The organism is Streptococcus mitis (genome assembly GCF_002096845.1).
In the GTDB taxonomy this organism is placed as follows: Bacteria; Bacillota; Bacilli; order Lactobacillales; family Streptococcaceae; genus Streptococcus; species Streptococcus mitis_A.
The window spans coordinates 16,892-28,817 of record NZ_NCVK01000009.1; the positions used below are offsets into that span (position 1 = coordinate 16,892).

Here is an 11,926-nt window from a genome sequence, read left to right on the forward strand (position 1 = left end):
TCAATAAACAAAGACGGGTAGCCTAACAATTGTAGCTTGGAAAGCTATAATTGCAAAATCACTCGTAAAATATGAATCTATAAGCGATATAAAAAGGATAACATTTCTCTTAGAATGCTATCCTTTTTTGTTTATCCTCGTCCGCCAGGGGCTGGGCCACCGCCTTGAGGACCTCCATTCGGACCTCCGCCTCCAGGCATAGAATTGACAATATCTGTTTGTTTTTCGCCGTTGATGTAGATATCCCCACCTGTGTAAGTCGCTGTTCCATCAAAATCAAACCCTGATTGTCCTATCAATTTAATGGTTCCACCGGTAACCGTGATATTCCCGTTTGAGTCAATTGGATCTGTGTCCCCTTGACCGACTTCTACAGTTAGATTACCCCCTGTCATAGTAAAGTAAATATCACTTTGCTGGGCATTTTTATTAGCTGCATTCACCCCATCATCTGTCGAGTAGACATTGATATCACCACCATTGATCGTAATGCCTTTTCCTTCAATTCCTTCAGTCGCATTCTTGACTGTGTAAGTACCGCTATCAATCACTAGGTTGCCAGAAGCGTGAATACCGTCATCTCCTGCTGTGACTGTTATGGTATTGTTAGCCAAATACATATTTCCGACAGTCATATCGTCATCATTATCAACTTTAACACCATCTTCCTTGGCATCGATGGTCATGGTTGTACCAGTGATGTTGAGTTCATCATTGACATTAAAGGCATCGCCAACTGATGTGATGTTAAAAGTTCCACCTGTGATGTGAAGCGTATCATTTGCCTTGATAGCGTTGCTTTTCTTGCCATCTACAGTAAGAGTACCTGAGCCATTGATGGTCAAATCAACCTTTGAAAAGAGAGCGGCATTTGCCTTTTCATCACTGTTAGAGCTTGAGTCAGAGAGACTGTTGGTGGTTCCCTCTGCCAGAGTCAGGTAGACATGACCGGCGCTTGTAGCTGAGATAGCTGCATCTGTATTAGTCATGGTCGCACCTTTTAAGACTAGGTGAACATCTGCCGACTTATCTGCCTCTACCTTTATTTGCACTCCGTCAGACTGACCAGAAATGACATAGGTACCTGCTTTTGAGATGGTCACCGTTGAGCCAGAAACTGTCACACCGTCTCCAGAGACACTTGCAGATGAGCCCGACAATTCAATCTTTGAAGCTATGCTTTCATCATAAGATGTGTCGTAGTCCTTTTCTGTAAAGTAAGAAGATTGACTGTTTTTAGTTGAAGTTGCGATGGCAGTAGTATCTGCTGCTGCAGTCGTACTTGACTTGGTCGTTGATTGCCCGCAAGCTGTCATCAAGGTCAGAGCTGTTAAACTGGTTAAGATTAGGGTCCATTTTTTTGATTTCATACTTTTTTCCTCGCCTTCATTTAGCTTGACCTTAGTTTACAGGGGAAGTCTGAAAAAAATCTAAACTTTTTCTGAAAGTTTTCTTAAGTTCAGTTTCAGTTAAGTTATCTTTAACTAAAGTTTTAGAAAAATTCCCTAGACTAGTCACAAGCAAATTCAACTTGCCCACATATATCTTCTAAATAAGATAGTCTACTGAAACAGTTTGATAAAGGAAACAGGATTTATGAAACCAATTGAAACAAACTTTAAACGAATTGAAACCAAATATATCGTTGCCAAAACTTACTTGGCTAATTTAATAGAAGACTTAAAAACATACCTCGTCGAGGATGATTATCCAACATCTACCATTTCTAATATCTACTTTGATACAGAGAAATTTGATATGATTCAGGATGATAGCCAAGGTACTAAGCGCAAAGAAAAGATTCGGATGCGAACCTATCTCAGTCAAGTCCAGCCTGATAGTCAGGTATTTTTAGAAATCAAATCTAAGGACAGAGCTGGTGTCGGACGAAAACATCGTCTCTTATCGACTCCCCAGTCTATCACCCAGTTTATGACCAAGGGACAGCTGGATAGCAGCATCAAGGACCAAATGATGATTGAAAAAATCCAGCAACTCCAAGAGGAATATCAGCAAGCCATCATCCCTCGTATGTATATCTACTACGACCGCTTTTCTCTCAAGGAAAAGAAAGAAATTAGCGGATTTCCCTACAATAAAATTCGTGTCACCATTGACCAAAATCTAACCTATCGTGATAATAATGTCAGTTTATTTTCAGGAAAGGACGGTTTCCCTCTACTAAACGAGGACATTGTCGTCATGGAAATCAAAGCACCAGGTAGAAAACCCCAATGGCTACAAGATATTCTCGACCAATATGGACTGGTAGAGCAGAAATTTTCAAAATACAGCTGCGCCTACCACAAGTCTCAAGGGCTGGACTATAGCCCACGACCAAGCACAGAAAGTGTAGGTACTGCTTATGTCTAATCTATTCAACTCTATTTTCAACAGTACAACTGCTACTGCCAATCCTATCCAGCTCTTTCTGGCTCTCTTGGTCAGCCTAATCTTAGGTTTGGCGCTGACCTGGGCTTACAAACACCGTACCCTCTATACACGGGAATTTGCTGTTAGTTTGACCCTACTCCCCTGCTTGATGACCTTGGTCATCTTTCTGGTAAATGGCAGCCTAGGAACCTCTATCGCCGTTGCAGGAACCTTTAGCCTCATTCGTTTCCGTTCAGCTACCAGTGGCTCACGGGAACTAATTGCTATCTTCCTTGCCATGATTATCGGACTGGCAGCAGGGACAGGCTACCTAGCTTTAGCGATTCTCTCCACCGTCTTTATCTTAGCAGTATGGCTTCTTTTGGAAAAACAACAAAGCAAGAGCAATCACCAACGTCGCAGACTATTAACCATCACAATTGCCAACCAAGAAGAAAAACTCCAAACTATCCAAGCTGGGCTGGCACAATTCTGTACTGAGTTAGACCTCATTTCGATTGATACCAACAATGATGGACAACAAGTCACCACTGTCTATGAAGTGGATTTCAAAGCTCAAATCGATGACTTCCAAATCATCAATTATCTCACTAAAGAACAGGATACTTACCAGGTTTCCCTGACCAAAAATGCCAAGAAAAGAAAGAATTTGTAGAACTTCTAGCGTAAAACCTGATTTATGATAAAAGGCATCATATCAACGTTTTTTTAAACACTTGATAGGATGCCTTTTTCTAATTTTAGTGACTTTTCGCCCAATCGCTTTATTTAACAGGTATTTCCTTAATCACGCGCGCGGGATTGCCAGCTAGAACAACATTGTCTCCAAAGGACTTGGTAATTACGGCCCCTGCTCCTGCCACTACGTTATTGCCCAGTGTCACTCCAGGAAGGACAATGACACCACCTCCAGCCCAGAAATTGTCACCGATGGTGATGGGCTTGCCATATTCGACCCCTGAATTGCGTTCCTGCGGATCTAGTGGATGTAGGGGAGTCAAGAACTGACAGTTGGGTCCAATCATAGCATTGTCCCCGATACGAATAGGGCAAACATCCAGCATGGTCAAGTTCCAATTAGAATAAAAATTTTCCCCTAGATAGATATTGACTCCATAATCGACCACCAGACGTGGATTGACACAGAGATTTTTCCCAGTCGAACCAAACCAAGTCTTGATAATCTCCGCCCCCTTTAAGGGATCTTCTTCCTTATTTAAAAGCAGACTGTTTTTGGCGAGAAACCTGAGCCAAATCCCGCAACTCGGGGGCAAAGGGATGATAGGGTTCTCCTGCAATCATTTTCTGGTATTCACTGGTCATTTTAATACCTCACACTTACTTTGAGCTCATCATATCAAAAGGGCTTTGAAAGGTCAAGAATAGCCTTTGTCAAAATTCTCATACTCTTTGTATTTATAGGAACCTAATCCGTATTTTCATGATTAATAGTAAAAAACTGTTCAGAATGGACTTACTTATGAATTCTATCTATGGTGACTACGAATCCTATTTACCGACTATCTTGCAAACCTTTATTCAAGACATAGAAAAGGCCGCAACCAATTACAAAAAGGAAACCAACCTCAAACTATATGAGCATTTGCATGCGCGCATCAAAACAGAAAAAAGTATGCGTGAAAAATGCCAACGCAAAGGCCTTCCTCAGACAAGTCAATCTGCGCTTAAAGAAATACGAGACGCTATTGGCGTTCGAATTATCACAGGCTTTACAGATGATATCTACCGCATAGTAGAGTATATTCGCCAGATGCCAAGCATCCATATTTTCAAAGAAAAAGACTATATCCGTCAGGTCAAACCCAACGGCTATCGTTCTTACCATCTGATTCTCGAGGTGACTACCCCCTACCCAGACTGTCTGGGAAATGCCCCAGGAAGCTACTTTATTGAGATCCAACTGCGAACAATTGCTATGGACTCTTGGGCTAGCCTCGAACACCAGATGAAATACAAGAAAAACATCCAAAATCCTGAGAGAATCACGCGCGAGCTCAAACGTTGTGCCGATGAGCTTGCTTCTTGCGACTTGACCATGCAGACCATCCGTGATTTGATTCAGCGCTCTGATTAAGACTAAGGAGAACCTATGAAAATCCTACTTGCCGAAGATGAAACCCAACTTAACCGTGTTATCACCGTTGCGTTAGAACGAGAAGGCTATAGCGTTGATTCTGTTTTTAATGGAAAAGATGCCGTCGAAAAAGCTACAACTAACCACTATCACCTCATGATTTTTGACATCATGATGCCAATCAAAACTGGAATCGAAGCTCTCAAAGAAATTCGCCAGTTGGGTAATACGACCCACGTTATCATGCTGACAGCCATGGCGGAAGTAGATGACCGTGTAACCGGACTCGATGCAGGTGCCGACGACTACTTGACCAAACCTTTTTCACTTAAGGAACTATTGGCTAAGCTCCGATCTACTGCCCGCCGTCTGGAGGACTATACCCCAGATACGGTCCAATTAGGAAATACTCGCTTGGATATTGACGAACAAGAACTATCTGCTACAAACAGCATTCGTTTAGGGAAAAAGGAGACTCAACTCTTGACCCTCCTCATCCAGCATGCTAACCAAGCCCTCAGTTGTCAACAACTACTAGAGAAAGTCTGGCCAGATGAGCTGGAAGAAAGTAATCACGAGCTTGTTTTTCTCTATATTTCCTACCTACGCCAAAAACTCCAAAGTGTCCAGTCTAGCTTACAAATACTTGGGGCAGCAGAAGGTCCCTTCCAATTGACAGGAGGTGACTAGATGTTTCGAAAACTTCGTATCAAATTTATCGCAACGGCCACTCTTGCCATCACTCTGATTCTAACCTTCTTTCTAGTTTTGATAAATAGTATCGTCTACACTCAGACTGAGAACAACATTCACACTGTTCTCTCTATCTTAACCAAGAATGAGGGGGAACTCCCTATTACTGATGAAATCAAAGAAAGTCTGACTGAGAAAAATATCCAGGAAGGAATCGTCTATAATTTCCAATACTTCTCTGTCAGAGAAAAGGAAGATGACTACGCCATCTCTCTCACAAATGTTCAATCCTTGACTGAGGATGAGGTCAAAAGTTTCCTCCCCAATGTCCTCAAAAAGCAGGAAACTTATGGCACCATTACTCATAAGGGGCGTTATTTTACCTACCAAGTGAGCCAATCTACGACTGGGAAACTACTGGTCTTCTTTGAAACGACTTACTATATCCGGGAACGCGGTACCCTACTTCAAGTCTCTATCTGGTTGGCCTTGGCTAGCTTACTCCTCCTCATACTACTCTTCACCTTGATTTCAGGGATTGTCATTCGCCCTTTTATAAAAAACTATGAAAAGCAACGGATGTTTATCACCAATGCAGGACACGAACTCAAAACGCCTCTAGCTATTAGGCCAATACCGAACTACAGGAGTTAATAGAGGGTGAGACTGAGTGGAGTATCAGCACTAAGGAACAGATAGAGCGTCTTAACCATCTGATTGGAAAACTAATCCGCCTTGCTCGACTCGAGGAACAAGAGGATATCAAACTAGCTCCTCAAAATATCTCCTTCATCGCTGAAAAGGTTGCCTCAGATTTTGCTCCTCTCTTTACCAAAGAGGATAAAAAATTTGAAAGTTCTATTGAAGCAGACGTTGTAGAAAAAGTAGCCCAAGAGGAATTTTATGAGCTTCTTAGCATTCTTCTTGACAATGCCCGCAAATACTGTGACCCCGCTGGAACGATTCGCTTGACTCTTCAACGAAAAAATTATCTACTACAAAAACACACTTGTATCACTATTTCTAATGATTATAAGGATGGGCAAGCAGCTGATATTAAACGTTTCTTTGATCGCTTTTATCGTGCGGAGACCTCTCACAACAACCAAACTATAGCTGGCCATGGAATAGGCCTCTCCATGGCTCAGCACCTCGTCAGCTTGTTTAGAGGAAAAATCTTTGTCAGCTACAAAAAACAGGTGATTACCTTTACAGTTTGGCTATAATGGTTTCACTCTTTATTATTCCATAAAAAGCGAACAAGTCTGTATTCTAAGAACAGAATACAAGCTTGTTCGCCTTTTCTATATCTCTAAAATAAATGATTTGTTTTCCTCGTCTCATCGTGCTAAACGAATACGGGTCACAATTCCGTCTGGGTCTGTGATTTCCAACTGGCTCGATGTCAACCACTTGATTGGTACATCAACTTCTTGTGCTCGCTGGGCAATCGTTAACAGTTCTTCTTTATGTGCGACTTCAATGACATAGTAGGCTAAGCCTGGCAAACCTGCCTTACGCGGAGCTAAGCCTTTTCCTCCCCATTCATTGACTGCTAAGTGATGGTGGTAGTCCCCAGCTGCAATCCAACTAGCGCTCGGCAAACTGAATTTATCCTCTAGTCCTAACACCTTTTGATAAAACTGGCTGGACTTTCGACTATCCTTGACGGAAAGATGGATATGCCCCATTCTCGTACCTTCTGCTAGGACAAAGGGCTCTACTCTTTCCCCCAACTCATAGATATCCTGCGCCGCAAGGACCTCAGTGACCCCTATAATACGCCCATCTTCTCGAATATCCCATGTGGAAACGGGTTTATCTCGATAGAGTTCAATGCCATTCCCCTCCAAATCTTCCAAGTAAAGGGCCTCACTGTAACCATGGTCTGCACCACCGACAAGAGGAATCTGTAAATCTGTCAGATGTTTCAAGACATCAGCCAAAGCCTTGCGTGTCGGCAAGAGAATAGCCAGATGGTAAAGGCCATAATGTTCCCTTACTTCTCCACTCTCTTGAGCTTGAATCAGCTGTACCAAGGCTTTTCCACCCAGTCCTAGAATGGACTCTGTCTCAGTTTGAGATAGGATTTCTAAACCAATGATTTGCTGATAAAAGGCTGTTTGGCTTGCCAAATCCTTTACATTTAAAACTGCCTCTGCCAAATAAATGTGGCTCTTGTATTCATAGGTCATAAATAGTCCTCTTTTCTGTTGTAATATTTTTTGTTACAACTATTATATCATTCCCATCAAGAAAGTCAAGTCAGACAACTTGAATCCTCTATTCTAACAAAAAGAGGTCAATGTTCGCCATCAACCTCTTTCTTATCATTCATTCTTTTTGTTAAGTAAAATGACTACTTTACCTATGACTTGCTATTTTCAACCTAGTTTACCCACTCACCATTACCATTTACACGGTAACCATCTGGTGTTGTTGTGCTGACTGCTAAAGCCCCTGAACCATATGCATAGTACCAGTACTTGCCTACTTTAAACCAACCTGTCTTCATGACACCTGATTGATCCAGATAATACCAAGTACCATTTTCCTTGTACCAACCTGTCTTCATAGCTCCTGAGCCATCGAAATAGAACCATCTGCTACCATCTGTTCCCCAGCCTGTAAACATCGCGCCAGAACTATCAAGGAAATACCATGCTCCATCAACTTCTACAAATCCAGTCTGCATGACACCTAAATCATTCAAGTAGTACCATTTACCACCTGTTTTTACCCAGCCTGTCTTCACATCACCAGACTCATAAAAATACCATTTTCCATTAGACTTCACCCAACCAGACTGACTAGATGTAGATGTTCTAAAATCTTTCAGCGGTTTTTCTACAACCGTAGCTTTACTTTTAACTGTTGAAAGGTTTGATGCAGTCACCTCTGTATACTGAATAGCAGAACCATATCCACCAGCCAATTCCTCTGAAGAAGCATCATCACCTAAAGCTAGAGAAATCGTTGCTACTTTCTGAGAACTAGCTGCATTTCTAAAGGCCGCGAGCCCCACATAGGTAAATTTAGAATTGATCAGAACCTCATAATAACCTGTAAATTCTTTAGATGTTCCACCCTTCTTTTTCGCTACATAATTCGCCTTCTCAGCATGCCAGTTTTCAATTGCTTTTAGAAAACCTTCATAGTTCACATCTAAAGCTTCTCCTCTTATACTATTACTAGATGGAAAAGCAGTCCAGATTTCTTTCGTAGAAAGACGCTCAGGTTTCAGAGTTACTGACACCTCAGTAGCGCGTACAAATGCAGTTTTCTCAAGATCAGTAGACCATTTGATAGGGACATACTTATCTACCAAACCTTCATCAGCTGCTTCCTTACGAATCTTATTAATCGCATCCAAAATAGCTTGTTTATCTGGGGTTAAAAATTCTCCCTTAATTCCAACTAAAACGTTGCCACTAGAAGGAGTTAACACTTCTGAACTCAAAACATTTTCATTTCTACCATCAGCAGATTGTGTTGCCACCAATCTGTCATTAGCAAAAACATCATTTGTCAAAACTGCTCCTGCCAAGGTCAAAGCCAAGGCGCTAGCAAATACAATTTTCTTCATCTTTTTCTCCTTTTATCCTCTAGATAGGACAGGTATTTTCACTATTAGATTATATCATATTCCCCTACTATTTGCCCATTTCTACTAATGTTATAAGGTAAATACTATTCCCCAAAAAGTAGAAATTCCTATCCTTTTATTTCACAACAAGTTCATAACGTGTCTTACTTGTGAAGGTTTGACCGGCTTTGAGAATGACTTGGTCTTTGAGGTCACTGTGAATAGCATCTGGTAAAGCTTGCGCTTCAAGGGCAATCCCATTGTGCTGCACCATTGGCTGACCTCCTATGATGACACTTTCATCCACAAAGTTTGCTGTGTAGACAACAAAACAAGGAGCCTCTGTCTTGAAAAGCAGGAAGCGACCTGAGTTTTGGTCATAAAGGAAACCAGCATTGTCATGGCCTGCAGGAAGAGCGAATGGATGATCCAAACCAGATACCAGCTGGATTTGCTCATCTTCTTCTGCAAAGATGTCTTTCAATAAGGCACCATTGTAGATGTGTTTAACCACATCACGATTGGCATCTGGAGTTTTTACAGGAACACCGTCGGGAGCGATTGGGTAAATGCCCTCTGTGTTTAGTTGGAAGACATGACGGTCAATCGTCTGCGTGAAATCACCAGACAAGTTAAAATAGCTGTGGTTGGTTGGATTGACCAGCGTATCCTGATCTGTCGTCACCTTGTAGCTAATTTCATAGGCACCAGTTTCTTCCAAGTGGTAACTGATCCAAATCTTGAGATTGCCAGGAAATCCTCCTGTCCCGTCTGTACGCTCTGTGTAGAGAGTCAAGCCATGGTCGCTCACTTCAACTAGTTCAAACAAGCTAGAATCCCAACCAGTTGAACCACTGTGGTTACAGTTGCTAGCATTGTTGACTTCAAGGTCATAGGTCTTGCCATTAAGCTCAAAGGTCGCACCTGCAATACGGCCCGCCACAGGACCTACGCTCGCTCCATGCTTAGGACTATTGCCTACATAGCTGTCAAAGTCATCAAATCCCAAGATAACGTTGGCAAAATTTCCAGCCTTGTCAGGTGTTACATAGCGCAAGATGGTCGCACCATAAGTCATGACCTCAAGTTGGTAGCCACCGTTCGTCTCAAATCGATAGGCCAAAACATCTTGTCCCTCAACATTTCCAAACACACGCTCTGTGTATGCTTTCATTCTGTTCTCCTTTTACTATTTCTCTCAAGCAAACAAACCATAGAAAGCCTACTGACAATCTATGGTTTACTTGTATGATTTACAAACTCTTTTATCAAGAATCTATAAACGCAGTATTACTTTTGGTATTCGTGGATGATAACACCTTGTACCACACGGTTTACGGTACCTGTAGGAGACGGTGTATCTGGTTTATTTTCTACCTTGAGTGAAGTCAATAGGGCAAAGAGTTGGGCATAAACAATGTAAGGGAAGACACGGTAAATATCATTCAAGACACCGCCACAACCAAGGGCCACTTCTTTGACATTTTCAAGACCAAAGGCTTGATCACTCAAAAGTACAACACGACGAGCAATCTGGTCACCAGCAACTTCACGAACCAAGTCCAAGTCGTACTTACGAGTGTAGTCTGTCTTTGTACCAAAGACCAAAACAACTGTATCTTCGTTGATAAGAGATTTTGGACCGTGACGGAATCCGACTGGGCTTTCATACATGGTCGCAACTTGACCAGCAGTTAGTTCCAAAATCTTGAGCTGAGCTTCATGAGCAAGACCAAAGAAAGGACCAGCGCCTAGATAGATGACACGGTTAAAGTCTAGGTCAACAAGTTCTTTGACATCTTCTGCATTGTCTAGAATTTTACGGGCAAGACTAGATACAACTTCAAAACGTTCAGCTTTAACAGCAAATTCTGTAGGATCAAAAACCAAGAGAGCTGTCAACATCATAGACGTAAAGCTAGAAGTCATGGCAAAGCCAGCATCATTAGAGGCAGCTGGCTGCAAAAGCAAGAGATTGCGGTCATCTCCTTGGGCTTGGAGAGCCAATTTACCGTCCGCTGCACAAGTAATCGTCACTTGATAAAGCTCATCCACCAAGGCTTTTGCCAAATCAACAGTCGCCACACTTTCAGGCGAGTTCCCACTACGAGCAAAAGACACAAGGACAGTTGGCACATCTTTTTTCAAATAAGTTTCTGGATTGGCAACGATATCTGTTGTCGCAATGGCATTGAAATTCCATTTGCGTTCGTCATAGACTTCCTTAAAGTAAGGTACCAAGGTATCTCCCACATAAGCAGAAGTCCCAGCACCTGTCAAGATAACCTTGATATAGTCATGTTTATCCGCAATCCCTTGCAGGAAGGCTGCAATTTCTTCACGTTTTGCTTGATAAGATTCAAAAGCTTCTTTCCATACATCAGGCTGTTGGTAGATTTCACGTGTCGTGATTTCTGCACCCAATTCGAGCAAGTCTTCTTTTGTATAATGTAGCATTGAGTTCCTCTTTTTCTATCAAATATGGGAATGGGAGTAAGCCCCATTCCCATGTATATTCTATATAAAATGCTCTAACGGTTTTCACGTTGTCACATCGTATACTCAATGAAAATCAAAGAGCAAACTAGGAAACTAGCCGCAGGCTGCTCAAAGCACTGCTTTGAGGTTGCAGATAGAACTGACGAAGTCAGCTCAAAACACCGTTTTGAGGTTGCAGATAGAGCTGACGAAGTCAGTAACATACCTACGGCAAGGCGACACTAGTATGGTTTAAAGAGATTTTCGAAGAGTATTATTCATCTTCGTCATCATCGAAGCCAGCTAACAGGTCATTGACTTTCACAATGCTTTCTGCAGCACGGCTCTTGTAGTCCGCATCTGCACCTGTAAGGCTAGCATTGATAAATTCAATCACCATTGGAAGATTCATCCCTGCGTAAAGTTCGATGTCACGACCTTCCATAATCAAACGGCTTACCACGTTACATGGTGTTCCACCGAGAAGATCCGCAAAGACTAGGAAATCATCCAATCCTTCAATAGCAGCTTCAAATTTTGCAGTAAATTCTTCTGGGCCATCTTCTGGAAGAAGAGCTACTGTGTAAATGTTGTCTTGTGGGCCCATGATCATTTCTGTGCTACCTTTAAGCTCCTCACAGAAGCGACCATGGCTCACCAAAATTAATGATTGCGTCATA

The 11,926-nt window shown here is 42.1% G+C and carries 11 protein-coding genes and 2 pseudogenes; 6 read left to right on the forward strand and 7 right to left on the reverse strand.

Annotation, left to right across the window (positions count from 1 at the left end):
* Positions 1-131 precede the first annotated feature (131 nt).
* Positions 132-1,370 (reverse strand): carbohydrate-binding domain-containing protein, encoded by a 1,239-nt coding sequence (locus B7695_RS02945; RefSeq protein ID WP_084889623.1) that lies wholly within the window; start codon positions 1,368-1,370, stop codon positions 132-134.
* A 226-nt stretch (positions 1,371-1,596) separates the two neighbouring features.
* Here B7695_RS02945 and B7695_RS02950 point away from each other — a divergent pair, with 226 nt between their 5' ends.
* Together B7695_RS02950 and B7695_RS02955 are read left to right on the forward strand one after the other, a co-directional pair.
* Positions 1,597-2,373, forward strand: coding sequence for a polyphosphate polymerase domain-containing protein (locus B7695_RS02950; protein ID WP_084889624.1), 777 nt, complete (start codon positions 1,597-1,599; stop codon positions 2,371-2,373).
* A complete protein-coding gene (locus tag B7695_RS02955) occupies positions 2,366-3,049 on the forward strand; it encodes a DUF4956 domain-containing protein (RefSeq protein WP_084889625.1) in 684 nt (227 codons plus the stop codon). The genes B7695_RS02950 and B7695_RS02955 overlap by 8 nt, the downstream gene beginning before the upstream one ends.
* Positions 3,050-3,158: 109 nt before the next feature.
* On the opposite strand, the pseudogene B7695_RS02960 reads toward B7695_RS02955, so the two are convergent.
* A pseudogene (locus B7695_RS02960) lies at positions 3,159-3,717 on the reverse strand (sugar O-acetyltransferase).
* A gap of 157 nt (positions 3,718-3,874) precedes the next feature.
* Here B7695_RS02960 and B7695_RS02965 point away from each other — a divergent pair.
* The 3 genes and pseudogenes from B7695_RS02965 to B7695_RS11710 all read left to right on the forward strand — a co-directional run bounded on the left by B7695_RS02965 (position 3,875) and on the right by B7695_RS11710 (position 6,408).
* A complete protein-coding gene (locus B7695_RS02965; protein ID WP_084889657.1) occupies positions 3,875-4,489 on the forward strand; it encodes a GTP pyrophosphokinase in 615 nt (204 codons plus the stop codon).
* Positions 4,490-4,504: 15 nt separating this feature from the next.
* Positions 4,505-5,179, forward strand: coding sequence for a response regulator transcription factor (locus tag B7695_RS02970; RefSeq protein WP_084889626.1), 675 nt, complete (start codon positions 4,505-4,507; stop codon positions 5,177-5,179).
* A pseudogene (locus B7695_RS11710) lies at positions 5,180-6,408 on the forward strand (sensor histidine kinase).
* A 114-nt stretch (positions 6,409-6,522) separates the two neighbouring features.
* Here the strand turns inward: B7695_RS11710 and B7695_RS02980 are convergent.
* The 4 genes from B7695_RS02980 to B7695_RS02995 all read right to left on the reverse strand — a co-directional run bounded on the left by B7695_RS02980 (position 6,523) and on the right by B7695_RS02995 (position 11,225).
* Entirely contained in the window at positions 6,523-7,377 is an 855-nt protein-coding gene (locus B7695_RS02980; protein WP_084889627.1) for a VOC family protein, read from the reverse strand.
* A 194-nt stretch (positions 7,378-7,571) separates the two neighbouring features.
* Positions 7,572-8,768: a CAP domain-containing protein gene (locus B7695_RS02985; RefSeq protein WP_084889628.1), complete on the reverse strand. Its 1,197-nt coding sequence runs from the start codon at positions 8,766-8,768 to the stop codon at positions 7,572-7,574.
* A 136-nt stretch (positions 8,769-8,904) separates the two neighbouring features.
* On the reverse strand, positions 8,905-9,942 hold the full coding sequence (locus B7695_RS02990) for an aldose epimerase family protein (protein ID WP_084889629.1): 1,038 nt from the start codon (positions 9,940-9,942) through the stop codon (positions 8,905-8,907).
* 116 nt (positions 9,943-10,058) lie between these two features.
* Positions 10,059-11,225 carry an SIS domain-containing protein gene (locus B7695_RS02995; protein WP_084889630.1) on the reverse strand — a complete coding sequence of 389 codons (1,167 nt, stop codon included), beginning with the start codon at positions 11,223-11,225 and terminating at the stop codon, positions 10,059-10,061.
* A gap of 108 nt (positions 11,226-11,333) precedes the next feature.
* Here B7695_RS02995 and B7695_RS11375 point away from each other — a divergent pair, with 108 nt between their 5' ends.
* A complete protein-coding gene (locus B7695_RS11375; RefSeq protein ID WP_239822260.1) occupies positions 11,334-11,492 on the forward strand; it encodes a hypothetical protein in 159 nt (52 codons plus the stop codon).
* Positions 11,493-11,520: 28 nt separating this feature from the next.
* On the opposite strand, the gene B7695_RS03005 is transcribed toward B7695_RS11375, so the two are convergent.
* The gene (locus tag B7695_RS03005; protein WP_081005504.1) at positions 11,521-11,925 is read right to left on the reverse strand and encodes a PTS sugar transporter subunit IIA; all 405 of its coding nucleotides are present in this window, start codon (positions 11,923-11,925) and stop codon (positions 11,521-11,523) included.
* Position 11,926: the final 1 nt, after the last annotated feature.